The organism is Massilia sp. NBRC 108631 (assembly GCF_059704565.1).
Genome location: NZ_BAAKJE010000010.1, coordinates 50,957 through 72,342, shown reverse-complemented (window position 1 = coordinate 72,342; position 21,386 = coordinate 50,957). Strand labels below are relative to the sequence as shown.

Sequence of the window (21,386 nt, the reverse complement as noted above, 5' to 3'; positions counted from 1 at the left end):
GAATCTCACGGATTCACGTCGCCGGTGGGCAGCCAAGGAAATTGCGCAGCTGTCCGGTGAAAGCGGCGGCCGCTTCGATGTTCGACAGGTGTGAAGCGTCGAGGGTCGTGCTGGCGGCGCCGGCAATCCGTTCGCGTATCAAATCGGTGTCCGCGACGGTGGTGACGGCATCGTGTGCGCCTGCCAGCAGCAGCGTGGGAATGCCGATTGTCGCCAGCGATTCGCGAACGTCCGCCTCTGCCAGCGCCAGGCAGCAGGCGGCGTAGCCGGCGGGCGGGGTGCGCCGCAAGCCGTGGATCATGCTGCCGGCCAGCGCCGGTTCGCGGTGCACGAACCCGGATGTGAACCAGCGCCCTGCGGCGCCCTCGGCGACCGCGTCCATGCCGCGCGAGGCGACGTGCGCTGCGCGCTCGCGCCAGCCAGCCGCGGTGCCGATGCGCGCCGCGCTGTTGGCGACCACCAAACGCTCGAAGCGGCCGGGCGCGTGGATGGCCAGCCACAGTCCTGTGATGCCGCCCATGGAGATCCCGCAAAAGGCAGCCCTGGCGATGCCGAGGCCGTCCATCAGGCGCAGCACGTCATTGCCGAGCTGGTCCAGCGTGTAGCCCGACGCCGGATCCGTGCCGGCACCGGAGCCGCCGTGGCCACGGGTGTCGTAGCGCAGCACGCGGAAATGGCGGGACAGCGCGTCGGCCTGGGCATCCCACATGGACATCGTGGTGCCCAGTGAGTTCGATAGCACCAGCACGGGCGCGCCCGTCGGCCCCTGCAGGCGGTATGCGATCTGGTCCGGGCCCGGTGCCAGGATGCGCGCGGCTGGAAGGCAATCAGGCGACAAAGTGCGCTCGCTCGATCTGGTCGGCCGGCAGGCCTACGCGCTGGGCATGCAGGTCGAAATCGAAGTCGATCGAATAGAACGGCGCGTCCACTTCGCTCGCTTGCAGTGCGGCCGGGTCGGTGACCTTGGTCATCGCCGGGACCAGGCCGTCGCGGGTGGCAAACGCAAAGTCGTCCCACAGGTATGGGTCGCCTTCGATGTTGATCTGCGTGGTCAGCTTGCGGTGCCCCGGCGCCGTCACGAAAAAGTGGATATGGGCCGGGCGGGTGCCGTGGCGGCCCAGCAGGGTGAGCAGCTTGTCGGTGGCGCCGCCCGGCGGCACGCTATAGCCGACCGGCACCCTGCTGCGGAAGCGGTAGCGGCCATGCGCATCGGTGCGGATGGTGCGCCGCAGGTTGTAGGGGCTCTGGGCCGGGTCGAAGAACGAATAGCCGCCCAGGTGGTTGGCGTGCCACACCTCCACCAGCGCGCCCGGCAGCGGCTGGCCGCCGGCGCCGCGCACGGTGCCCTGCATGAACAGCACCTCGCCTGGCTGCGGATCCTGGTCCAGGCGTGCGCTGCCCAGCGACTCCGGCGCGCCTGCCACGTACAGCGGCCCCTCGATGGTGCGCGGCGTGCCGCCGCTGATGCCCTTGCGGGCTTCTTCCTCGTCGATGCGCAGGTCGAGGAAATGTTCGAAGCCCAGGCCGGCTGCAATCAGGCCGTACTCGCCGGAGCGGCCAGCCTCGGTCAGGTAGCTGACGGCACTCCAGAATTCGTGCGGCTGGATGTCCAGCTCTTCGATCGTGACGAACAGGTCGCGCACGATGCGGTTGACGGCGGCCTGCACGCGGGGATTGCCTTTGCCGGTCTCGGTGCTCTCGATCTTGCGCAGCAGTGCGTCAATGGCATGATGGTCCATGGGTTGTCTCCTTTGGTCTGGGTTGTCGTGCGGGGTGGTGTAATCAGCGGTCGTCGTCATGGATCGACGACGGGTGGCGGCACAGCGCTTGCACCTCGATGTCCATGTACGGGAAGAGCGGCAGCGTCAGCAGCAGGTCGTGCAGCTCGGCGTTGCCGGCGACGTCGAAGATGCTGACGTTGGCGTAGCGGCCGGCCACGCGCCACAGGTGGCGCCACTTGCCGCTGCGCTGCAGCGCTTCGGCGACGGCCCGCTCGCTGGCTTTCAGGCGGTCGGCTTCGTCGGCCGGCATGGTGTGCGGCAGGCGGACGGTCATGCTCACTTTGAATAACATCGGCTTGTCCTTTGTTGTGGTATTTGATCAGGCGCCACGGCCGGAACGGCGCTGCAGGAAGGCGACCTTTTCCTCATCGATGTCGATGCCCAGGCCGGGGCCGGAAGGCAGGTGCAGCGAGAAATCGCGGTAGTCCAGCGGCGTGCGCAGAATGTCCTCGGTCAGCAGCAGCGGTCCGAACAGCTCGGTGCCCCAGGCCAGTTCCGTGAACGTGGAGAACAGCTGGGCCGAGGCGACCGTGCCTACCGCGCCTTCCAGCATGGTGCCGCCATACAGGCCGACATTGGCCGCTTCGGCGATCGCGGCCACCTGCTGGGCACCGCGCAGGCCGCCGGACTGGGTGATCTTGATCGCGAACACGTCGCTGGCGCGGCGCTCGGCGAGCCGGAAGGCGTCGGCCGGTCCGTGCAGCGCTTCGTCCGCCATCAGCGGGATGCGGTTCATTCGGCGCAGGCGGCGCATGCCTGCGTCGTTGCCGGCGGCGATGGGCTGTTCGACGAGATCCACCCCGGCCTGTTCCAGCATGCCCATGCCCAGCATGGCGTCGGTTTCGGACCAGGCCTGGTTGACGTCGACGCGCACGCTGGCATGGTCGCCCAGCGCGCGCTTGATGGCCGCCACGTGTGCCACGTCGGCGCGCACGTCGCGCGCGCCGATCTTCAACTTGAAGATGCGGTGGCGCTTTTGTTCCAGCATGCGTTCGGCTTCGGCGATGTCGCGCTCGGTGTCGCCGCTGGCCAGCGTCCAGGCGACCGGCAGGCTGTCGCGTACGCGGCCGCCGAACAAGCTGCTCAGGGGCACGCCCAGCCGGCGCGCCTGCGCGTCGTACAGCGCGGTTTCGATGGCGCACAGCGAAAACCGGTTGCCTTGCAGGTGGGCGCGCAAATCCCGCATGCGCGCGCCCGGGCTGGCGGCGTCCGCGCCAAGCAGCAATGGCGCCATATAGGTGTCGATATTGACGCGCATGCTCTCCGGGCTTTCCTCGCCATAGGCAAGTCCGCCGATCGTGGTCGCTTCGCCCCAGCCGGTCACGCCGTCGGCGGCCCGTACGCGCACCAGCACAAGCTTTTGCCGGCGCATCGTGGTGACCGACAACTGGTGCGGCCGGATCGTAGGCAGGTCGAGCAGCAGGACGTCGACGCTGTCGATGGGAATAGGTGTATAGCTCATGGGTTCTTTCGTGGTCGGGGGGGAGGGCGCCGGCTAGAGATCGAGCACCAGCCTTGGCGAGCAGGCGCGGGAAACGCACAGGCAGATCTGGTCGTTGGCGGCCTTCTCCTTTTTTGACAGGCAGTTGTCGCGATGGTCGGGCGTGCCGCCGAGCAGCGGGACCACGCAGGTTCCGCAGATGCCTTCGCGACAGGAGGTATCGATCACGATGCCTGCGCCTGCCAGCACATCGACTATCGTGCTGCCGGCCGGCACCGGCAGGACTTGGCCGGAACTGGCGATCGCCACTTCGAAGGCGGCGTCGCCGGTGGCGGACGCGTTCGCGGCCGGCGCGGCGGCCTGGAAATGCTCGAGGTGCACCGCTTCCTCGCCGCGCGAGCGGACCGCACAGGCAACCACGGCGTCCATGAACGGGCCCGGGCCGCACGTATAGACGTGGGCCTGCGGGCTGGCCGCGTTCATGCAGGCGTCGATGTAACGGGGCATGTCCGCGCGCGCCACGCCATAGTGGAAGCGCACGTGGTGGGCGAATGGCGGCGCGGCGAGCAGGTCGGCGAACGCCGCGTACTCGGGGCTGCGCACGAAGTAGTGCAGCGTGAATGCGTGGCTGCGCTCGACCAGCCGGTACGCCATCGCCAGCAGCGGCGTGATGCCGATGCCCGCCGCGAAGAGCACGTGCTCGGTAGCGGCCGGGTCGAGCGCGAACAGGTTGCGCGCCGTGCCCACTTCCAGTTCACTGCCGACCGTGACCGCCTCGTGCAGTGCGCGCGAGCCGCCGCGCGATTGCGGCTCTTTTTTGACCGCGATGGTGTAGGCGCGATTGTCGCCGGGCGCGCCGCAGAGCGAATATTGCCGCGTGACGCCGCCGGGCGCTGTCACGTCGACATGCGCCCCCGGCTCATACGCTTCCAGCCGCGCACCATCTGCCCGCACCAGGCGAAACGAGCGTACTTCCGCGGTTTCATCCACGATTTTTTCAACAATCATTTTCATGCAATCACCTACGGTAGAAAGCCGGCGCCGCCAGCCTGTTGCAACGATGAATTCATTTTATGGACCGGGTGAAGATTTATCAAATTGATGTAAAATATTATTCGCATAAACGGCATGGATTTTGGTATGACAACCTTCAACAACATGGATTTGAATTTGCTGCGCGTATTCCAGGCTATTTCAGATGAGCGCAGCCTGACGCTGGCGGGCGACCGCTTGCACCTGTCCCAGCCAGCGGTCAGCTATGCGCTGCGGCGCCTGCGCACGATCTTCAACGACCCGCTGTTTATCCGCACCAAAACCGGTATGCAGCCCACGCCCGCGGCGCTGGAACTGGCCAAGCCGATCACCCGCGCGCTACAGGCGGTGCAGGATGCGCTCAGCTATGCCGAGCAGTTCGTGCCGGCGCTGAGCACGCGCACATTCACGCTGTCGATGACCGATGCCGCCGAGATGTTCTTTCTGCCGCCGCTGTGCGAATACATGCGGGCACACGCGCCGTTGGCGCGCATCCATGTCGAGCAGGTGCGCAAGAGCGCGATCGAGGAATCGTTGCGCACGGGGCAGCTCGACTTCGCCATCGGCAACCTGCCGCTGCTCAAATCGATGACGCGCCATACGCTGCTGTTCAGGGAAACCTATGTTTGCCTGACGCGCAGGCGGCCTGGCCTGCCGGCCGGGCCGGCGCTCGGGGTGGAGGAATTCCTCGGCCTGTCCCACGTGCAGGTGCAATCGGCCGAGAGCAGCCACCACCAGCTGGAGGAGGTGTTCCGTGCCAACGGCATCGACCGTCCCATCGCGCTCGATATTCCCCATTTCTCGGTCCTGCCCAGCATCCTGGCCCGTTCCGACCTGGCGGTGACCCTGCCGTACCGGATCGCGCGGCTGTTCAACGCGCAGGAACAGTTTTCGCTGTACGGGTTGCCGGTTGCGATTCCGGAAGTCGAGGTGACGCTGCACTGGCACCAGGACTTCGAAGGCGACGCCGGCAACCGCTGGATGCGGCAGGCCATTGTCGACCTGCTGCAGGAATACGGCCGCCAGGGCTGACAGGGCGGGGTGGCCGCGCGCTCAGAACAAGTGGCGCACGCCGATGCGCAGGGCGTTCTGGGTGCCGTCCGCATCCGGTACGCCGACCGCCGCGGTGGTCTGGGCGGGGAAGCCGCGGTCGCGCAGGAATGCGCCTACGGCGTACACGTTGGTGCGGGTCGACAGCTTGTAGTTCGCTACCAGGGTGAGCTGGTTTGCGCTGCGGATGGCGTTGTTGCGCGATTGACGCTGCACGCCGGCGGAAAGGTCGACCGTGGGCGAGGTGGACCAGGTGGCGCCGATCTCCGCATTGTTCGCTTCGAGCTGGCGTCCGCTATTATTGGTAACCCGCGTCAGCAGGCTGAAGGCGCGCACGCTGCCCACTTTGTAGCTGCCGCCCAGGCCGTAGATGCGCGTCGTATAGACGCCCGCCGCGTCGCGCAGGTCCGTGACCGCAAAGCCGGCGCTGGCCGGGCCGGCGTCATAAGCGAGGCGCATGCTCCAGGTGCGTCCCGCCGCGCTGTTGCCCGGCACTTCACCCAAACCATACAGCGCGCCGACGCTCCAGCCGCCGAAGCTCTGGCTCTGGAATTTGACCGAATTGTTGACCCGGTCCCCCGCGTAGATGCGGTCGTTCAGCACCCCGGCCGTGCGCGGGCTCGCGTGCAGGCCAAAAGCGAGCAGTCCGGCCACTGTCGCCGCGCCGGTGGAATAGGCGTTCTGGTTGATCATGAAGTCGTAGTGGCGCCCCACACTGACACTGCCGACCTTGTTGGCGATGCCGACGAATGCCTGGCGGCCGAAGATCAGTCCGCCCTGGCCCAGCGCGCCGTCGTCCAGCGTGTAGCCGGTCTCCAGCGTGAAGAACGCGCTCACGCCATCGCCCAGCTGTTCCGTGCCCTTGAAGCCGATGCGGTTTGCGTTGGCGACACCGGTATCCATCTTGGTCAGCGGGCGCGGTCCGCCGGTGCCGACAGCACTGTCCGAATAGCGGGTCAGGCCCGCATCGATGAGGCCGTAGATCGTAACCGGGTCCGCATGGGCCAGCGTGGCCGTGCAAAGCGGGGCGGCGCACAGCGCGCGCAAAGTCTTATTCATGTTCAGCTATCTCCTGACGCAACTAACAATGGGGGGCCGCCCGCGGCATGGCACGGGCGTATGAATGTTGAAGCAAGGGAATGGTAAAAGTGATAAGCGGATTAATCCAATCGATGGGGAATATGATTCCCATCCATGGAACTCATGCACCAAAGCGTTGCTGCAAGGTGGAATCTGGTGCATCGCCGACCCTGATGCACCATTACGGTGAATAAGCCAGGTTAATCAATATCATCAACGGTATAAATTTGATTTATCCGGATGCCCCGCATAGTATTCCTCAGATGCCGCAGGTTCAACGGCCGTTTGCGCCCGCTGGCATGTCTGTTTTTAACTCCAGGAATACATGATGCCGACCATAGAAGCATTTATCGCCGAGGGATACAGCCACCGGCAAAAGCACGACCTTATCGAGGCCATGACTCACGCAGTCGTGGACGCGATCGACGCTCCCATCGATTCGATCAGGGTCATCCTGAACGAAGTGGGAACCCATGACGCGGGCATTGGCGGCAAGACGGGCGCGGCGATCAGCGTCGTCCAGGCTTTCCTGATCGCCGGCCGAAGTATTGAGCAGAAGCGCCGCCTGATAGCGGGGCTCACCGTTGTGATGGCGGCACTGCCCGGCGTCGACAGCGGCGGCGTCCGTATCATCATCAAGGACATCCCCAATACGGATTTCGGCATCGCCGGCCAGACGGCCCAATCGCTAGGCAGAGGCATCGACCGCAGCGCCATGGCGGCCGCAGCGCGTTGACAGGCGCGCAGGCAGGCATGCAGCTTGCAACCCGGACCGGCCTTAACAACAATGAAGAGCAGAGAGCAGACGTGGAGACATGATGGATAGCGATGTGATATTGATACTTTTAACGGATGGCGTCGCCAATGGCGCGATCTACCTGCTGGCCGGCATCGGCATGGTGCTGGTGTTTTCCGTGACCCGGGTAGTGTTCGTGCCGTTCGGCGACGTGGCCGTGTTCGCCGCGCTGAGCCTGGCGGCTTTTGAAAGCGGCCGCTTGCCGCCCACGGTGTGGATGGTGGCGCTGCTGGCCGCCATCGCGGTGGGGCTGGAAGTGCTGCGGCTGATCAGGGCGCACGAGTATGGCAAGATACCGGCTGCCGTGCTTGGCTGGGGCATCCTGCCCGCCTTGCCTTGTGTGGCCGCCTGGACGTTGGCGGGAACCCAGGCGCCTGCGGCCTTAAAGGTGCTGTGCGCCATCCTTTTGGTGGTGCCGGTCGCTCCGCTGGCGGCGCGCATCCTGCTGCAGCCGATTGCCGATGCCTCCTCGCTGGTCTTGCTGATGGCCGCGCTGGTCATGCATTTCCTGTTCGCCGGCCTGGGCCTGATGTTCTTTGGTCCCGAAGGCCACCGCACGCAGGTACTGCTGGACGGCACATGGGACATGGGCGCGACTTTTGCCGTGTCCATGCAAACCATCCTGATGGTGGGCGCAGCCGGCTTGCTGGGGCTGATGTTCTTCCTGTTCTTCGAATACACCCTGGTCGGCAAGGCATTGCGGGCGACCGCCGTCAACCGCGTTGGCGCCCGCCTGGTCGGCGTGCGCCCGGCGCGCACCGCGCTGATGGCCTACCTGTGCGCCTCGCTGCTCGCCGGTCTGATCGGTGTACTGATCGCGCCCATTACGACCCTGTACTACGACTCGGGCTTCACCATTGGCCTGAAGGCCTTTGTCGCGGCCATCATCGGCGGCCTCACCAGCTACCCGCTGACCGCGCTGGGCGCGGTCGCGGTCGGCATCCTGGAGAGTTTCGGGGCCTTCTGGAGCGGCGCCCTGAAGGACGTGATCGTGTTCAGCGTTTTGATTCCGGTTTTGCTGGTGCGCTCGTACTACGCCGTCCATTCCGAAGATGAAATCGAGGAGATCAACCAATGAGCAGCTTTTTCTTCCACCGCCACGCGCCGCTGGCGGTCGTTGCTGCGCTGTTGCTGCTGCCGCTGGCACTCGGCAATTTCGGCATCGGGCTGATGAACGATATCGGCATTGGCGCCCTGGTTGCGCTGGGGCTGGTGATGCTGACCGGCGTCGGCGGCGTGACGTCGTTCGGCCAGGCAGCCTTCGTCGGCATCGCCGCCTATTCGACCGCGTGGCTGACCTCGGCGCATGCCCTGTCGCCCTGGCTGGGCCTGTTGTTCGCGTTGCTCATGACGGGCGGCGCGGCATTGGTCATCGGCATGCTGACTTTGCGGCTCGGCAGCCACTACCTGCCGATCAGCACGATTGCCTGGGGCCTGTCGGTTCCGCTCGTTCTGAGCAATATCGAGGCGTTGGGCAGCCATACGGGCATGAGCGACATCGCCCCGATCCGCATCGCCGGCCTTTCGCTCGCGTCGTCGGGTGCCATGTACTACCTGATCTGGGGCATGCTGGGCCTGGCGTACCTGTTCAGCAGCAATCTGCTGCGCTCGCGCCAGGGCCGCGCCATGCGCAGCCTGCGGGGAGGCAACAGCCTGTTGGCAAGCGTGGGAGCGGACGGCTACCGCCTGCGCTTGAAACTGTTCGTCTATTCGGCGTTGTTGGCTGGCCTGGCCGGCTGGCTTTACGCGCACAACAGCCGCTACATCAGCCCGTCGACGTTCGATGTCCATGGCAGCATCAATTACCTGCTGATGGCGGTGGTTGGCGGCTTGCTGCAGCTGCCGGGCGCCATTGTCGGCTCGGCCATCGTTATCCTGCTGCGCAATACCCTGCAGGATGTGCTGCCGCTACTGTCTAGTCGCGGCACCCAGCTGGAAGTCATCGCCTTCAGCCTGCTCTTCCTGTTGCTGCTGCACCGTGCCCGGGCAGGCGTGTGCGGCTATGCGGTGAAACTGGCCGCCAAGTACCGTCGGGCGCCGGGCGCCGCCAGCGCGCCTGGGGGCGGCGATCTGCCGCCGCTGTCCCGGCGCAGCCAGCCGCCCCCCGGCAGGGCCATTCTCAGTGCCCGCAACGTGACCAGGCGCTTCGGCGGCCTGGTGGCCGTCAACGACGTCAGCTTCGACATCGCCGCCGGCGAGATCGTGGGCCTGATCGGGCCGAACGGAGCAGGCAAGTCGACCATGTTTAACCTGCTAACTGGCGCCATTGGGCTCAGTTCCGGCGCGGTGTCCTTCATGGGCCGCGACGTGACCAAGCTGTCCCAGCGCGACATCGCCCAGCTCGGCATGGGACGCACCTTCCAGCACGTCAAGCTGCGCCCCCAAATGAGTCTGCTCGACAACGTCGCGCTGGGAGCCCATGGACGTACCCGCAGCGGCGTGCTCGCTGCGGGCCTGGGCCTGGACCAGCGCGAGGAAGCGCAGATCTTCGTCGAGGCGCGCACGCAGCTGGCGCGCATCGGCCTGGCCGGTCGCGAGCATGAACTGGCGGGCGCGCTGCCGCTCGGTACGCAGCGCCTGCTGGAGATCGCCCGCGCGCTGATGGCCGACCCGGTGATGCTGGTGCTGGACGAGCCGGCGGCTGGCCTGCGCCATGGCGAAAAGCAAGAACTGGCCGAACTGCTGAAGCAACTGCGCCGCCAGGGAGTGACGATCATGATCGTCGAACACGACATGGACTTTGTGATGAAGCTGGTTGATCGCCTGGTCGTGATGAACTTCGGCAGCAAACTGATGGAGGGCGCTCCCGCCGCGGTGCGGCGCGACGCCAGCGTGCAGGCGGCCTACCTGGGCGGCGACCTGGCCGACGACCAATGCGACGACAATAAGCAGGCAGCGTACATGGGAGATGCAGCGTGAACCCGATTCTGGAAATAGAGAACTTGCAGGTGAACTACGGGCAGGTCGAGGCGGTGCGCGGCATCTCGCTGAAGCTGATGCCCAGGGAAATCGTGTCCGTCATCGGACCGAACGGCGCCGGCAAGACATCGCTGCTGGCGGCCGCCATCGGCCTGCTGCCCGCGCGCGGCGCCGTGCGGATGGACGGCGAGTCGCTGGACGGGGTCGACGTCGAAGAGCGCGTCCGCCGCGGCCTGTGCCTGGTGCCGGAACAGCGCGAACTGTTCGGCGACATGTCGGTGCTGGACAACCTGCTGCTGGGCAGCTACAGCAAGAGGGATTCCTCGGCGGCACGCCGGCGCAAGCTCGACGGCGTCTACCACCGCTTCCCCCGGTTGGCTGAGCGGCGCACCCAGCGCTCCAACACGCTCTCCGGCGGCGAACGCCAGATGCTGGCGCTGGGCCGCGCGCTGATGGCCGAGCCGCGCGTCTTGATGCTCGATGAGCCAAGCCTCGGCCTGGCGCCGAAGATTGTCACGGAGATTCTGGCTATCGTGCGTGCGCTGCGCGACGATGGCATCTCGATCATCCTGGTCGAGCAGAATGCGCTGGCGGCCCTGCGCAGTTCCGACCGGGGAGTGGTGCTGGAACTGGGGCAGGTGTCGTTGGCCGGGGCCTCCCGCGAGCTGGCCCGCGACGCGCGGGTGCATGCCACCTACCTTGGCGGCGGCACGGACGACTGAAACAGCGCGGGCCGGCGCCAGTGGCCGGCCCGCCACGACGAGCTCTGGAGCACCTCATGCGAAAAGGGATTCACGACGCGCCCGCCGGGCTGTTCGCCGGACAGCTGGGCAGTTTGAGGCCGCCCGCTGTGGCGGCATCGGACCAGAAGGCGGAACCGGCTCCCGTGCCTGCCGCCGTGCTGGCCGTCAAAGTATCGAAGCCGGACTGGCTTGCCGAAGCGTTGTCCTGCCCGTGCGGGCGATATGACCGGCGCTGACCGGCAGCGCCTTTCCCGGAACGGTGCTGTTGATTGCTCTCCGCGCCACGCTGTCCGGGCCGCGATGGCAACCGGTGCCGGCAAAGCGATGCCCCATGCGTTCATCCGCCGCATATATGCGTCGGGGAAATGCCACCCCACCCGACCAGAACTCGACGAAGCTATCCCATAGCACGACGGATTTTCGTCATCCGTGCATTGATTTCCAACCGGCATTATCACCTTAAATTCGGCTTGCCTATTGCCGTTTGTCGCAGTTGATCTGGTCATTGCGATAAATATACTTTAGTGCTGGCACTATATTCCCAGTGACTTCTTCACGACTTCCACCCCATTGCCCACACTCCGAATGGCGGACTCGAGCTGCTCTTTCGTTACCCCTAGCGCCTTCGTCCGATAGGCGACCTCCCACTCTTCGGTCAAGCTGATTTTCGAACGGTCCTGCGGTCCTCGGTTTTCTAGATTGTCTGCCATGGCTCCCTCCTTCAGAAAAGTGAAACTATAGAGAACCTGCAGCTCTGCAGTTCGTTTGCCACCGGAAAGTTGGGCATAGCTGCTCCTTGGCCGAGAGTCCCGTGAGCTTGCTTCGGTTGCTAACTCTATTCCGGTGCACGCTGCGAGCGCCTTCCTTGAAATCGGCGCGCAGCGATGCAATGATGGAAAAGCTCACTGTGGGAATCGTTCCTACGTCGCTCCCGTCGCCGTCCATCGCGGTCTGTGCCGGGACCTTTGCTTGCCAAAGGCGTTGCGGTCGTCACCCGTCATCATGTTGCCGGGCATTTGTTGCGGCATGCTCGTCCGCTCCTCGCGGTCGATAGCTTCTGAGTTTTTCAATGGATTGGCGCCGGCATTGTTTGCTTGCGCTGCCGGAAACGGTTCATACGTTTCCTTGGTTGAGGCCCTGGTTCGCAAGAACCATCGGCCTCGTTTTTTCGCTCGCTCACGCGGGTCCAACCTGGTGTCGCTTGGTCGGCGTACACGGCGGGGACTTGGTTCCCCGCGCGGGAGCCGTGTCCTCTTTTTTCAAGGAGGGGGTCATGGGTATTGCTGACAGCGGTCAATTGCCGGTCTGCGGAACGGTATTTATCAGCGATAAGGAACGGCTGTCCGAGGTGTGCGTGCGGGGACTGGATGCACGGGTTCTATTGGCGCAAGCGCGGGTGATGGCTTTGTTGGACACGCAGGCAGCGGAGGACATGTGCTTCGAGGTGGCGTTTCAAGCGCAGTTGCAGGGCATCGACGACACGAAGGAGGGCATTGACCAGCCGCCCTTGATGTTCGCCGGAGAGGAGTGGCATCTGCTCCGGCCGTGGCGCTGGGGTCGGGTGTTCGAGTTGGAACGGGTGTGCATGTGCAACTGCGCAGGATGCCGGGATGGAGCAGGCAATCCCTGCCAGGTGCACGGCTGATGGGCGGCTTTCAAAGCCCCGGCTGCGGCCGGTAGCTGTGATAAAGATGTTTATTAAACCTGCGGGGCGTCGATGTCCCGCTGGGGCATGGCGCCTCGCTTTTTTGGAGGTCACCATGGGCAACAGTAGGGATGATCGCGGAGACAGGCGTACTCGCCTCATCGGCCGTGAGGAAGAAAGGGTTTGGTCGGGTTTTTATCGCCAGGCCGGCGATCCCATGGTCGCGGCTGAACTGATCGCGCACATGGACCAGGATCCGCAGGCGAAAGCGCTGCATTCCGGGCTATACCTGCGCTGCCGTCAGTCGCTGCGCCTGGCAAAAAAGCGCCAGGATCGCGCGAAAGCGGTTGGCAGGGCCCTGCGCGGCCTGGCCGCGTCGTTGGCCTGGCCGATTGGCGCAATGAAGCGGTGTGGGGCATTTTGCGCCGCCGTAAGCGTTGCGTTCTTTTCAGGGCGCGACGAACCGGCGGCGGGCCAGCTGCGCAAGCTTGGCAAGCGGCCCGTCCACGCGGCTAAGCCGGAGCCGGCCGATGAAGGGGCAAAAGCGTCCGGCTCAGAGTGCCGCTAGGGGATGTCCTTCCAGGCACTCGCGATAGGCGTCGTCGATGAGGCGATGCAGCTCGCGGGTTGCCCTGGATGTTCCCCAGTAGTAGCGCTTGCACTTGCCGATATAGCGTTTCAAATCGGCGTGGCACCGGATCGGCCCCGGGGCGATACCCGTGATGAAGGTCAGTTGTTCAATCTCGGCGCGGGTCAGGCGGATGTGTGGTCCTAGTCGCAGCATGGGATTCGCCGTACGGTTATTGGGGATGGAATTTCGGTGCAGGCGCGCTTGCGCGTGCCCAAGTCGGTGTGAGCATATTAGGCATGGATCCAGGCGCGTTCAACCGCGGCGCGAGTGGATCGACGAATTTCCGCGAACAGCAATCATGCGAAGAGGGAGGTGATCATGAAACGCATGGAATGGAATGGGGGTCGGCAAAGCGCGGACGCTCAGGATGACGCGTTGTGCGCGTCGCTGCTGAAGTGGTTGGATGGGATGAAGCCGGGTAGGCGGCTGCGTGCGCGGGACGGGACACCGTTCATGCGCATCAACCGCACCTGCATCTGCTTCTGCAACCTGCGGGACGGTTCATTGTGTTCCGCCAGGGATATTTGCCGCTGCAACGGCGGCGTGGCGACTGACGAGTTGAACGTGGTCGAGGAGATCGATTATGGATGGTACGAATGACATAGGCCGCGCCTGGCCAAGCCAGCTGTCGCATGGGGAGGACGAGTCGGCGCCAGGGATAACCGAGTGGGTGGAGATGGAACGTTGGCGCGCTAGCTGGCGGCCTCACCCCGACCCGATGATTGGAACCGGGGAGTTGAAGGACCTGTTTCAGCGCGTGATGCGGCGAGGCTATGCCGCGTATCTGGCCGGCGAACGGGTGATGCCGGTGCTGTTCGCCTGCGATAGCGCGTTAGCGTCGATGTGGCAGGCCGGCTTTGCCAACGCGCGGCTCGATGCGGATGCTGGTGTGCTTCGCAATGGTGGCAAATGAAGCGAGCTATGCTTTGCTTCGAATGTGAGTGGGGAAAAGACGGTGATTTTTCGCCGTCCTTCCGTCCGCTTGAGTGGGATCGACGGTGCGGTGGGAGCGGAGAAGACAATGACCGAATAGGGCATCGGCGCGTTTTCCGAGTTGACGCGCGGCTGGGGATCGTCACGTCGTGAGCATCCTGACTAACGTTTCCACGTTGTATGGTGAGGATTCTCATCACCGCCACCACCAATTCTCATGAGCTTCCGTCGCTCAATCTCGTGGGGTGGACGCCAAAGCCAGGCCTATACACATGATTGCTTACGTGTAAGAATGGCTACCCGCGTGCTGCGCCAAGTTCGCTTGCCCTTTTCAAAGTCGTCCGCCCGAATGAATAAGTCCTCGAATGAAAGCTCCCAGCCTAAAGTCTGGGTGACCTGGTCGCAAGATGCCCTGCTGCCCCCCGAGCCGGAGGGAGGCAGCGGTTTGTTTATCAAACTACACGCATGGAAAGAATCTGCTTACATCAGACGTAACGAAGTACAGCCGTGTACCCTCATCGCGATGTCGCCCTATTCACCGAATGTGGGCGTCGCTGCAAAAATCGTTCTACTGGACGGGTTCAATGAATCACCGAGGCAGGATCGGGCACCCGACATCGTCCCGGACAAAAGGGGCTGGGTAACCTTGGCAAACTTCCGGTCGTGTTTCGGCGTCCCCGTCCTGTACATCGGCGATCGACGGGCTTACGGCGAGCTGTTCAACAGGCTGCCGCGCGAAGTCGTCGTGCGGCTGCTGCTGTTGGTCAATGACCTCGCCGCCCTGAACGAATTACGCCCGGGCTCGCGCATGTTGCGCGAAGTGCGGACATCGCCCCATGATCTATGGTCTCAGTTTTTGCGGGAGGACGAGGAACGTTTCGCGCTCATCGATTTCCGGCGCAGTATGGATTCAATGAAGACGCGAGTGGCCAGCCTCGACCACGTCGAATCGCTCGCCGCCGAGGTTCCTTTATGGGGTGGGCGTTTCGTGCTACCCCTGCGGCTAAACTTCCCGGTGGTGCTGGGACAACGCCAGCTGCAGAACGTCGTCATCGGTCCCAACGGTTCTGGCAAGACCAACCTTTTGTTGGGACTCGCCAAATGCGTACTCAACAAATGCGCGGAAATGGAGCGCAACGAATCGGATGATTTCAGGCACGACGTCGACCAAGATTATCAGCGATCGGCACCGGTTCAGGTTGCCGTTTTTACCTACGAGCGAGCCATGTGGGCAAGTCTTCGCCGTAAGGGAGTGTCGGTCTATGAACAGGGAGTCCGCGCAAGCGATTGGCGCACGCTGACACAGGTGATCTACGAGCTACTGTCGTCAAGGACCGAGCGTCGGGCTGGTCTCCGCGATCTGCGCTTGCTGAAGGAAATTCTGTCAGGATTTATCGATGTGCGTGCGTTGCGGCTTCCATTACACTCGGCGAAGCCTGCCGCCTTGCGCTCGCAGCTAATCGATCGCGAAGACGACCTTCAGATTTCGCTGGAAGACCTGACATCGTCCTTCGACTCGCGCAGCGATTTCGTCGCCCGACTCGACCGAGGTAACGGCCCTTTCATGCGGAGCAAAGACGGACGAGATTACACCCTCAGTTCGGGAGAGCGCAGCTTGGTGCTGTTCTGTGCACGGCTGATCATCGCCTCGCGTGACAGCGCATTGGTGCTGATCGACGAGCCCGAGAATCACCTCCATCCTCGCTTCATCACACTCTTGGTGCAGACGCTTGCGCGGACATTGCAGGCTACCGGCTCACGCGCACTCGTCGTTACCCATTCGCCATTCGTGGTTCGCGAATTCGAACGCAGCACGGTCAAGGTGCTGAAGACGTCGGCTGAAGGCGTGCCTGAAATGTTTCAGCCATCTTTGCAGACACTGGGGGCAGACGTCGCCATGATTTCTGATTATGTCTTCGAAGATGAGCACATCCGCAAAGGTTTTCAGGAAAGCATTGACCATCTCATCCGCGTCCAGCAATTCCAGGGAACCTTAGACGAAGGCAAACTTAATAGCTTTGCCGCGAGCCTGGGAGAAGACGCGGTGAGTTACTTGATCGAGCGTTCCGACGCCGTCACACGCACCTCCGCCGATGCCTAGCGCCATTCGTCATTCTAGAACCGCTGAGGACGACCTCAGTGCGCTCGGCCTATATGCACGCACGTACAGGGGCAAGGGCTGGCAGGAGCGGGTCAGGAAGGCGTCACACGCTTACAGGGGCTTGAAAGAACCCTTCCTCAACTACGGCAAGTATTTCCAGACGCCACGGCGCTTGTTTCCAGCCAAACTGCGTGGCCTAGGAGGCTTTCTGTACGACCTGTACGGCTCTACGGCCAAACCGTTCAAGTACATCGAAGCGCTGCGTGACCCGGAAAAGATTGGCGCTTGCCCGTACTGCGGCCTGTCGAAGAACATCACTGTCGACCATTACTTACCGAGGGCGCACAAGGCGTTCCCGCACCTTTCATTCCTCTCTCTTAACTTGGTACCTGCCTGTTCAGATTGCCAAGGTTCCAAGAACAGCTTTTATCCTGATAAGTCCGCCAGCGCACGTACGCCTGCGAAAGCTCGCAGGCATCAACAACGCCTAAAACGTAGCAGCGACAAGCAGGCCGATATCCGCATGGCACGCCGGAGCAATGCCCAACTACCTCAGTCGTTGCGGGTCCGCGGAGCCACGCCCCTGCGACCAATGAAAGTGGGGCGGCTCCGGGAAACTCGGCGATGCATCCATCCTTATTTCGACCATTTCCTGAATCGAAGCGCTTTTGATGTCGACCTGGCGTGGGCGGGTGATAGTCCTGAGATTAATCGCTTCCGATGGAAGCCACATCTGACGAAGGCGCAACGCGCCCTCGTCGCCTTCCACCTAGCGAAGCTGAAGGTGAAGGACAGGGCGCGCGGCATCATCAGGCGTCGCTATCGGGCTTTCGTAAAAGTGACGTCCGGAAAGCATTTCACGACGAGCGAGATCGTGAAGCACCTCAAATTCAGGCTGGAAAGCGTGAAGGAGGAAACCGGCATCGCGAACCCGATCGAAGCGAAGTGCCTGGAAGCCCTACTGAGCAATCCAAGCGCAATCGCACGACTCGTCGCTGCCTCCGCGCTCCCGAAACCGCAGCCACTGATGCTGGTCTCGACCGCTGTGCCTCAGGTGGTCAAAACACGCCTCCATCGCAAGGCGCGGGATTATATTTATTAAGAGGGTTGCCTTGGTATCTCTCCGTCTTGTCGGACCACAACGTTTGTGCAGTTGGAGCGCCGCAGGGCCGCCGTCAAATGCGGGGTTTAAGCGCGTCAGTCACACAAAATTCAGAACATCTAACAAGGAATTTATTTTTATCGTCAGTGCAACAAAAGGCGTGCGCCGAGCCATCCCAACATCTGCGCCCGGCTGCGCTAGCAGATTGACGCACCGACCGACTTTAGTGTTTTAGTAGCCACCGCTTAGCAAGATCGACGTGTCCCGATTGACTTTTCCTGGTTGAGCTGGTTAGCAAATTCACCGACATATCGTCGACTTTCGCGACCGAATTTATTGTTTCGAGCCAGTTTTCCGAAGTGACCGGGGTGTCAGCCCGAAACCCGAAATATATATCGCCTTTCCTCCGCGCACCATCCAACGCTTCAGCAAGCCCTGCCCACCATCGAAGAGTTGACGCGCGAGTTCCCCCGGAACGGGGATAGTGCCTGAAACACCGGCGAGCGCGGTAGGCGCTCATCGGGCGTTGGCTTCGGGATGCTGGATCGGGATCGGCGCCGTCCGCTTTGTTTGCAGGTTGAGCACGACGCCCTGCGATTCCAGACCGCCGGTGGAGAATAGTTCAAACAGCATCTGCGCGGCATGGCGGGCGGTGAAGTCATTGATGAACAGGCCCTGGCGCGCGAGCGACATGCGCACAGAGCAAGAGGGGGTATCGTCCTCGGGTACCGTTTCATCGAGCAGCTCCGGGTACCGTTCCGTGACACAGCACAGACGCTCCGGCGCGTCGGCGGGCATGGCGCGACTGGGCGGCTGCCCCAGTACCACCTGCCCGTCATGCACGCGGTTGCCCAGGTCAAGCCAGTAGAGGTACCGCCACTCGCCGAACAGGTGTGTATGCATCGTGCGCCGGGCCGCGCCCGTGTCGACGCAGCTGATCAGGATGTCCGCGTCGCCCCGCGAAAATCCGTGTCCCCCGCGCCATGACGCTTCGATGCGGCGCACGCTCGCGTTCCAGTCGAGGCCGTAAAAATGGTTCAGGCGGGAGATGGTGACCACCGATTTGTGCGACCCGACATCGGCTTGGCTGTAGAGCTGGCGGCCCACGTTGGCTTCGGAGACGATGTCCGGGTCGAACGCGTGCACGTGCAACCCGCCGGGGTGCCCAAGCGCGCGCATCGCGATGTCGAGCCGCGCCAGGCAGCCCGCCATTTGCGCGCCGTTGCCGCCGACACCCGCCAGATGGATGGTGACGCGCCGTGCGAGCAGTTCGCTCGGAATCCGGTGGGGAAGGCTGTCCATCTTTGCTCTCCTTAGTTTTGCTTCAGACCGAAATACGCGGGCCAGCGGTCGCGCAAGCCGATGAACATGCCGTTCATCGCCAGCCTGAAACAGACGTCGGGTTGGCGCTCGCGCACCCGGCCGAACACCCCGCAGATCCTGATGGCCTGATCGTCGGCGTCGTCCTGTGCCGAGAAGAATGCAGGCTCGTCACCGTGCGAATGCAAGTCAACGGCGAGATGCTCGGTGGCGGCCAGCGGCGGACGCCGGTAGACGATGTGATCAGTGTCGGCCTCCACCGTCTCGCACGCCGCCAGCCGCAGGGCGTTCGTGCGCTCGCAATGAACGATCACGGCGGCCGTTTCGATGGGAGCGGCCCGGCGCGCCTGCGCAAGAAAGCCGCGCAGCAGCCGGGCTGGGATCGCGCCGAAAGGGAAGGTCAACGACGGCGCCAAGAAGCCGTACGGCAGCGCAAGGCCGGGATCGATGCTGCCGCACTGCTGTATGCACGTCATCCATGGCAGCCTTATCTCCACGAACACGCCGTTCGCGGCCATGACGATGCGCTGGCCGCGCGCCATGGCGGGCAATGCACAGAATCTGGGTGCTGCGATGACGGGGCAGGCGGCCATCAGTGCCACGTCGCGCGGGTCACTCATGATAGCCTCCAATGCTTGAAACGGTGTCGGCCAGCGTGGCGTTGGCGGGCACGAGCACGCGGGCGGGAAAGCGTGCGGGTGCGCTGTCCAGTAGGCTTTTCCAGAATGCGTGCGCGCCGCCGGGGTGCCGCACGATTTTCGTCCCGCTCGGGTGCGAGAAGAACGAACCGAAGAATGCGTCGGTCCAGGCATCGATTCGCTGGCACGCGTCGCCGGTGGGCATGACGGTGCTGCCCTGGCAGATCGCGCCGTCGTCGCCGACGTTGAAAAAAGGGGCGCGATAGAGCTTGGTGTCCGGACCCGGACGTTCATCCGATTTGAGCGCCCACACCCACCAGCCTTTGCCGCTGACCGCGAATACCAGCGACGGATGCGGCAAGGTTTCTCCGCGCTCGCCGAGCGCTTCGCAGCGGAACGCCATATGCCGTCGAGCGGCCGGCAGCCACCATGCGAGTAAACCCGGCCCGCTGTACAGTGTCCTGCCATCGAGGAACGGCGCGCCGACGGGACTCTGGCGGCACAGCTCCGCAGCCAGCCGCCGGGCGTGGCGGGGCGAGAGGGGTTTGCCCGCGAGGACTACCGGCCTTCCATCGGCCACTTCGACTTGATGGACGCTGGCGTAAGCGCGGGTTTGCCGCGCGCCGGTGTCGCGGTAGATCAGCACGGCCTCTGATAATATGAGACTTGTGGCGCGCGGCGCCTGAATCTGGAATTGAGCTCGCATGGTTTGTCCTCCTGTGCGTTCAGTATCCCTCGGTGAGGTGCGACAGCAAGCGGTCGACTAGGCCGATGGCGCGCAGGTGCGGCGTCATGGCGCGCATCCAATGCGCCAAAGTTGCCGGACCGTCGATGGGCAGGATCACCTCTCCGATCTCGTCGAAGGAATCGCCTTGCCACGCCCAGTGCGCATAGTCATCCGATACCCTGACCGCGATATCCTCGTCCCGCCAGCACAGCACCGCCGAGTAGCCCGTGAACTGGCCGTCCCTGATGGCCGCGAAGTCGGATGTCAAGATGATGTTCGCCAAGGAGTACGCTAGCGTAGTGGCCTGGCGCACATATTTGTCGTTGTGGCTGGTCGCGATGTCCCGCAACGCCTTGCGCGCGAGCAGTTTGCGTGGTCGGTGCAGCGCCCAGCGGGGAAACGCGGATTCGATATCGGCGCGCGTGACCATATCAGCGCGCATCGCCTCCCTCGCTTGCGCGTCGTCGCCGCATTCCGCGTCAAGGAATTCTGTTTCGTCGGACTCTCCGAACCAATACTGGTTGCTGGCCTCGTCCAGCACGACCGAAGGGGAGAACAGCGGGCAGGATTGGACGCTGCTGTCCTCCATGACGCATAGCACCGTCGCGCCCAATCCCGGCACCGCATCTTCCAGCCGTTGCAGGCCCGGGCCGACGGTCCAATGGCAGACGTTGCGCTCGTACCAGCTGATGTGCACGCCGCGCAAAGCCTGTGCGTCCGATGCGTTCAGTGCTGATCTGTCCGTCTCAAGTTCATCGACCGTACCCACCGGCACCGGCTCCAGCAGGAACACCGGTTCCAGACACTTTGTTTCTCCGATGTGCCGATGCAGCCAGGACGAGAGCGCGATGGCGCAGGCGTCGAGCGGATCGTTGGTGGCCAGCGGGAAGTGACCGGGTGTGACCGCCTTGCCGCTTGCGAGGTAGGCCGCGATCATGCCCGCGACGCGCTGGCCTGCGGCCGGCATGATCGATGTCGGGATACCTTGACCCAGCGCCGGCTGGGCCATGATGGCTAGGGGAGCGGCGGCAGCCATGTTGAGGGAACGCTTTGGGAAGCAGGGCGAGTTTCCGGCGAGTGCCTCGCGCAGGCGGCGGTGAAACGCTGCCAGCAACATGCGGTGTGGACCAGCGCCTGTTTGTCCAGCGCGCGGTTGATCGCTGCGGCGCCAGCCTCCGCGCGGCCCTCGGCCATGGCGGCCGTCAGTTCGTTGAACTGGCGCCAGCTCATCGCCCCCTTGGTTCCCACCGCGCGCCGGAAGGTGATCTCCTGCGCGCCGTTGACCAGCTCTTCACCCACGACAATTTCCGCGCTGATCAGTTCGGGATAGATGGCGCTGTGCAGGTCGCGCACATCGCGCGGGGCCATGCCGGGCGGCGCGGGCAGCTCGATGCCGTTGTAGCGGTAGACGCGCCGGATTTCTTCGATCGCAATGGACATGCTTTTT

Annotated in this window: 25 protein-coding genes; 12 read left to right on the top strand and 13 right to left on the bottom strand. The window is 63.7% G+C overall.

Features of this window, described 5'->3' with window-relative positions:
* Nucleotides 1-13 precede the first annotated feature (13 nt).
* The 5 genes from pcaD to AC6H42_RS00980 are packed head-to-tail and all read right to left on the bottom strand — an operon-like array spanning nucleotide 14 to nucleotide 4,236.
* Complete coding sequence (pcaD, locus tag AC6H42_RS01000) at nucleotides 14-838, bottom strand: 3-oxoadipate enol-lactonase (protein WP_497547201.1); 825 nt, start codon at nucleotides 836-838, stop codon at nucleotides 14-16.
* A complete protein-coding gene (gene catA / locus AC6H42_RS00995; protein WP_497547200.1) occupies nucleotides 828-1,739 on the bottom strand; it encodes a catechol 1,2-dioxygenase in 912 nt (303 codons plus the stop codon). Before catA ends, pcaD begins: the two co-directional genes overlap by 11 nt.
* A gap of 43 nt (nucleotides 1,740-1,782) precedes the next feature.
* A complete protein-coding gene (gene catC, locus AC6H42_RS00990; protein WP_056390701.1) occupies nucleotides 1,783-2,073 on the bottom strand; it encodes a muconolactone Delta-isomerase in 291 nt (96 codons plus the stop codon).
* Between the two features lie 27 nt (nucleotides 2,074-2,100).
* A complete protein-coding gene (locus AC6H42_RS00985; RefSeq protein WP_497547199.1) occupies nucleotides 2,101-3,243 on the bottom strand; it encodes a muconate/chloromuconate family cycloisomerase in 1,143 nt (380 codons plus the stop codon).
* 33 nt (nucleotides 3,244-3,276) lie between these two features.
* Entirely contained in the window at nucleotides 3,277-4,236 is a 960-nt protein-coding gene (locus AC6H42_RS00980; protein WP_497547198.1) for a PDR/VanB family oxidoreductase, read from the bottom strand.
* Between the two features lie 126 nt (nucleotides 4,237-4,362).
* Between AC6H42_RS00980 and AC6H42_RS00975 the strand changes: the two genes are divergently transcribed.
* Nucleotides 4,363-5,286, top strand: coding sequence for a LysR family transcriptional regulator (locus AC6H42_RS00975; RefSeq protein WP_056390694.1), 924 nt, complete (start codon nucleotides 4,363-4,365; stop codon nucleotides 5,284-5,286).
* Between the two features lie 21 nt (nucleotides 5,287-5,307).
* On the opposite strand, the gene AC6H42_RS00970 is transcribed toward AC6H42_RS00975, so the two are convergent.
* On the bottom strand, nucleotides 5,308-6,363 hold the full coding sequence (locus tag AC6H42_RS00970) for a porin (RefSeq protein ID WP_497547197.1): 1,056 nt from the start codon (nucleotides 6,361-6,363) through the stop codon (nucleotides 5,308-5,310).
* A 346-nt stretch (nucleotides 6,364-6,709) separates the two neighbouring features.
* On the opposite strand from AC6H42_RS00970, the gene AC6H42_RS00965 reads away from it, so the two are divergent.
* From AC6H42_RS00965 to AC6H42_RS00945, 5 genes are all read left to right on the top strand, one after another.
* Nucleotides 6,710-7,120, top strand: a complete 411-nt coding sequence (locus AC6H42_RS00965) for a tautomerase family protein (RefSeq protein WP_497547196.1) — start codon at nucleotides 6,710-6,712, stop codon at nucleotides 7,118-7,120.
* Between the two features lie 79 nt (nucleotides 7,121-7,199).
* Nucleotides 7,200-8,258 carry a branched-chain amino acid ABC transporter permease gene (locus AC6H42_RS00960; protein ID WP_497547195.1) on the top strand — a complete coding sequence of 353 codons (1,059 nt, stop codon included), beginning with the start codon at nucleotides 7,200-7,202 and terminating at the stop codon, nucleotides 8,256-8,258.
* Nucleotides 8,255-10,099: a branched-chain amino acid ABC transporter ATP-binding protein/permease gene (locus tag AC6H42_RS00955; RefSeq protein ID WP_497547194.1), complete on the top strand. Its 1,845-nt coding sequence runs from the start codon at nucleotides 8,255-8,257 to the stop codon at nucleotides 10,097-10,099. The genes AC6H42_RS00960 and AC6H42_RS00955 overlap by 4 nt, the downstream gene beginning before the upstream one ends.
* Nucleotides 10,096-10,821: an ABC transporter ATP-binding protein gene (locus AC6H42_RS00950; protein ID WP_497547193.1), complete on the top strand. Its 726-nt coding sequence runs from the start codon at nucleotides 10,096-10,098 to the stop codon at nucleotides 10,819-10,821. The genes AC6H42_RS00955 and AC6H42_RS00950 overlap by 4 nt, the downstream gene beginning before the upstream one ends.
* A 56-nt stretch (nucleotides 10,822-10,877) precedes the next feature.
* A complete protein-coding gene (locus tag AC6H42_RS00945) occupies nucleotides 10,878-11,078 on the top strand; it encodes a hypothetical protein (RefSeq protein WP_497547192.1) in 201 nt (66 codons plus the stop codon).
* Between the two features lie 297 nt (nucleotides 11,079-11,375).
* On the opposite strand, the gene AC6H42_RS00940 is transcribed toward AC6H42_RS00945, so the two are convergent.
* Nucleotides 11,376-11,552, bottom strand: coding sequence for a DUF3606 domain-containing protein (locus AC6H42_RS00940; RefSeq protein ID WP_497547191.1), 177 nt, complete (start codon nucleotides 11,550-11,552; stop codon nucleotides 11,376-11,378).
* Nucleotides 11,553-12,115: 563 nt separating this feature from the next.
* On the opposite strand from AC6H42_RS00940, the gene AC6H42_RS00935 reads away from it, so the two are divergent.
* Both AC6H42_RS00935 and AC6H42_RS00930 read left to right on the top strand, forming a co-directional pair.
* Nucleotides 12,116-12,487, top strand: a complete 372-nt coding sequence (locus tag AC6H42_RS00935) for a hypothetical protein (RefSeq protein WP_497547190.1) — start codon at nucleotides 12,116-12,118, stop codon at nucleotides 12,485-12,487.
* Between the two features lie 115 nt (nucleotides 12,488-12,602).
* Nucleotides 12,603-13,055: a hypothetical protein gene (locus AC6H42_RS00930; protein WP_497547189.1), complete on the top strand. Its 453-nt coding sequence runs from the start codon at nucleotides 12,603-12,605 to the stop codon at nucleotides 13,053-13,055.
* Here the strand turns inward: AC6H42_RS00930 and AC6H42_RS00925 are convergent.
* A complete protein-coding gene (locus AC6H42_RS00925) occupies nucleotides 13,041-13,271 on the bottom strand; it encodes a hypothetical protein (protein ID WP_497547188.1) in 231 nt (76 codons plus the stop codon). The genes AC6H42_RS00930 and AC6H42_RS00925 overlap by 15 nt on opposite strands.
* 165 nt (nucleotides 13,272-13,436) lie before the next feature.
* On the opposite strand from AC6H42_RS00925, the gene AC6H42_RS00920 reads away from it, so the two are divergent.
* The 4 genes from AC6H42_RS00920 to AC6H42_RS00905 all read left to right on the top strand — a co-directional run bounded on the left by AC6H42_RS00920 (nucleotide 13,437) and on the right by AC6H42_RS00905 (nucleotide 17,254).
* Nucleotides 13,437-13,718 carry a hypothetical protein gene (locus tag AC6H42_RS00920; protein WP_497547187.1) on the top strand — a complete coding sequence of 94 codons (282 nt, stop codon included), beginning with the start codon at nucleotides 13,437-13,439 and terminating at the stop codon, nucleotides 13,716-13,718.
* Complete coding sequence (locus AC6H42_RS00915) at nucleotides 13,702-14,031, top strand: hypothetical protein (protein WP_497547186.1); 330 nt, start codon at nucleotides 13,702-13,704, stop codon at nucleotides 14,029-14,031. The genes AC6H42_RS00920 and AC6H42_RS00915 overlap by 17 nt, the downstream gene beginning before the upstream one ends.
* Before the next feature lie 312 nt (nucleotides 14,032-14,343).
* Nucleotides 14,344-16,152: an AAA family ATPase gene (locus tag AC6H42_RS00910; RefSeq protein ID WP_497547185.1), complete on the top strand. Its 1,809-nt coding sequence runs from the start codon at nucleotides 14,344-14,346 to the stop codon at nucleotides 16,150-16,152.
* Between the two features lie 121 nt (nucleotides 16,153-16,273).
* Nucleotides 16,274-17,254 carry an HNH endonuclease gene (locus tag AC6H42_RS00905; protein WP_497547184.1) on the top strand — a complete coding sequence of 327 codons (981 nt, stop codon included), beginning with the start codon at nucleotides 16,274-16,276 and terminating at the stop codon, nucleotides 17,252-17,254.
* A 516-nt stretch (nucleotides 17,255-17,770) separates the two neighbouring features.
* Here AC6H42_RS00905 and AC6H42_RS00900 read toward each other — a convergent pair.
* The 5 genes from AC6H42_RS00900 to AC6H42_RS00880 are packed head-to-tail and all read right to left on the bottom strand — an operon-like array spanning nucleotide 17,771 to nucleotide 21,379.
* A complete protein-coding gene (locus AC6H42_RS00900) occupies nucleotides 17,771-18,556 on the bottom strand; it encodes a PRTRC system ThiF family protein (RefSeq protein WP_497547183.1) in 786 nt (261 codons plus the stop codon).
* Nucleotides 18,557-18,567: 11 nt separating this feature from the next.
* Nucleotides 18,568-19,194 (bottom strand): PRTRC system protein A, encoded by a 627-nt coding sequence (locus tag AC6H42_RS00895; RefSeq protein WP_497547182.1) that lies wholly within the window; start codon nucleotides 19,192-19,194, stop codon nucleotides 18,568-18,570.
* A complete protein-coding gene (locus tag AC6H42_RS00890) occupies nucleotides 19,187-19,918 on the bottom strand; it encodes a PRTRC system protein B (RefSeq protein WP_497547181.1) in 732 nt (243 codons plus the stop codon). Before AC6H42_RS00890 ends, AC6H42_RS00895 begins: the two co-directional genes overlap by 8 nt.
* A gap of 19 nt (nucleotides 19,919-19,937) precedes the next feature.
* Nucleotides 19,938-20,975 carry a PRTRC system protein F gene (locus AC6H42_RS00885; RefSeq protein ID WP_497547180.1) on the bottom strand — a complete coding sequence of 346 codons (1,038 nt, stop codon included), beginning with the start codon at nucleotides 20,973-20,975 and terminating at the stop codon, nucleotides 19,938-19,940.
* Nucleotides 20,954-21,379 (bottom strand): PRTRC system protein C, encoded by a 426-nt coding sequence (locus tag AC6H42_RS00880; RefSeq protein ID WP_497547179.1) that lies wholly within the window; start codon nucleotides 21,377-21,379, stop codon nucleotides 20,954-20,956. Before AC6H42_RS00880 ends, AC6H42_RS00885 begins: the two co-directional genes overlap by 22 nt.
* Nucleotides 21,380-21,386 lie beyond the last annotated feature (7 nt).

What these genes read in the sequence shown, in the direction of transcription:
- catA (WP_497547200.1), bottom strand. Translation starts at nt 1,739, where the DNA reads ATGGACCATCATGCCATTGACGCACTGCTGCGCAAGATCGAGAGCACC.
- catC (WP_056390701.1), bottom strand. Translation starts at nt 2,073, where the DNA reads ATGTTATTCAAAGTGAGCATGACCGTCCGCCTGCCGCACACCATGCCG.
- AC6H42_RS00985 (WP_497547199.1), bottom strand. Translation starts at nt 3,243, where the DNA reads ATGAGCTATACACCTATTCCCATCGACAGCGTCGACGTCCTGCTGCTC.
- AC6H42_RS00980 (WP_497547198.1), bottom strand. Translation starts at nt 4,236, where the DNA reads ATGAAAATGATTGTTGAAAAAATCGTGGATGAAACCGCGGAAGTACGC.
- AC6H42_RS00975 (WP_056390694.1), top strand. Translation starts at nt 4,363, where the DNA reads ATGACAACCTTCAACAACATGGATTTGAATTTGCTGCGCGTATTCCAG.
- AC6H42_RS00970 (WP_497547197.1), bottom strand. Translation starts at nt 6,363, where the DNA reads ATGAATAAGACTTTGCGCGCGCTGTGCGCCGCCCCGCTTTGCACGGCC.
- AC6H42_RS00965 (WP_497547196.1), top strand. Translation starts at nt 6,710, where the DNA reads ATGATGCCGACCATAGAAGCATTTATCGCCGAGGGATACAGCCACCGG.
- AC6H42_RS00960 (WP_497547195.1), top strand. Translation starts at nt 7,200, where the DNA reads ATGATGGATAGCGATGTGATATTGATACTTTTAACGGATGGCGTCGCC.
- AC6H42_RS00955 (WP_497547194.1), top strand. Translation starts at nt 8,255, where the DNA reads ATGAGCAGCTTTTTCTTCCACCGCCACGCGCCGCTGGCGGTCGTTGCT.
- AC6H42_RS00945 (WP_497547192.1), top strand. Translation starts at nt 10,878, where the DNA reads ATGCGAAAAGGGATTCACGACGCGCCCGCCGGGCTGTTCGCCGGACAG.
- AC6H42_RS00940 (WP_497547191.1), bottom strand. Translation starts at nt 11,552, where the DNA reads ATGGCAGACAATCTAGAAAACCGAGGACCGCAGGACCGTTCGAAAATC.
- AC6H42_RS00935 (WP_497547190.1), top strand. Translation starts at nt 12,116, where the DNA reads ATGGGTATTGCTGACAGCGGTCAATTGCCGGTCTGCGGAACGGTATTT.
- AC6H42_RS00930 (WP_497547189.1), top strand. Translation starts at nt 12,603, where the DNA reads ATGGGCAACAGTAGGGATGATCGCGGAGACAGGCGTACTCGCCTCATC.
- AC6H42_RS00925 (WP_497547188.1), bottom strand. Translation starts at nt 13,271, where the DNA reads ATGCTGCGACTAGGACCACACATCCGCCTGACCCGCGCCGAGATTGAA.
- AC6H42_RS00920 (WP_497547187.1), top strand. Translation starts at nt 13,437, where the DNA reads ATGAAACGCATGGAATGGAATGGGGGTCGGCAAAGCGCGGACGCTCAG.
- AC6H42_RS00915 (WP_497547186.1), top strand. Translation starts at nt 13,702, where the DNA reads ATGGATGGTACGAATGACATAGGCCGCGCCTGGCCAAGCCAGCTGTCG.
- AC6H42_RS00910 (WP_497547185.1), top strand. Translation starts at nt 14,344, where the DNA reads ATGGCTACCCGCGTGCTGCGCCAAGTTCGCTTGCCCTTTTCAAAGTCG.
- AC6H42_RS00900 (WP_497547183.1), bottom strand. Translation starts at nt 18,556, where the DNA reads ATGGACAGCCTTCCCCACCGGATTCCGAGCGAACTGCTCGCACGGCGC.
- AC6H42_RS00895 (WP_497547182.1), bottom strand. Translation starts at nt 19,194, where the DNA reads ATGAGTGACCCGCGCGACGTGGCACTGATGGCCGCCTGCCCCGTCATC.
- AC6H42_RS00890 (WP_497547181.1), bottom strand. Translation starts at nt 19,918, where the DNA reads ATGCGAGCTCAATTCCAGATTCAGGCGCCGCGCGCCACAAGTCTCATA.
- AC6H42_RS00885 (WP_497547180.1), bottom strand. Translation starts at nt 20,975, where the DNA reads ATGGCTGCCGCCGCTCCCCTAGCCATCATGGCCCAGCCGGCGCTGGGT.
- AC6H42_RS00880 (WP_497547179.1), bottom strand. Translation starts at nt 21,379, where the DNA reads ATGTCCATTGCGATCGAAGAAATCCGGCGCGTCTACCGCTACAACGGC.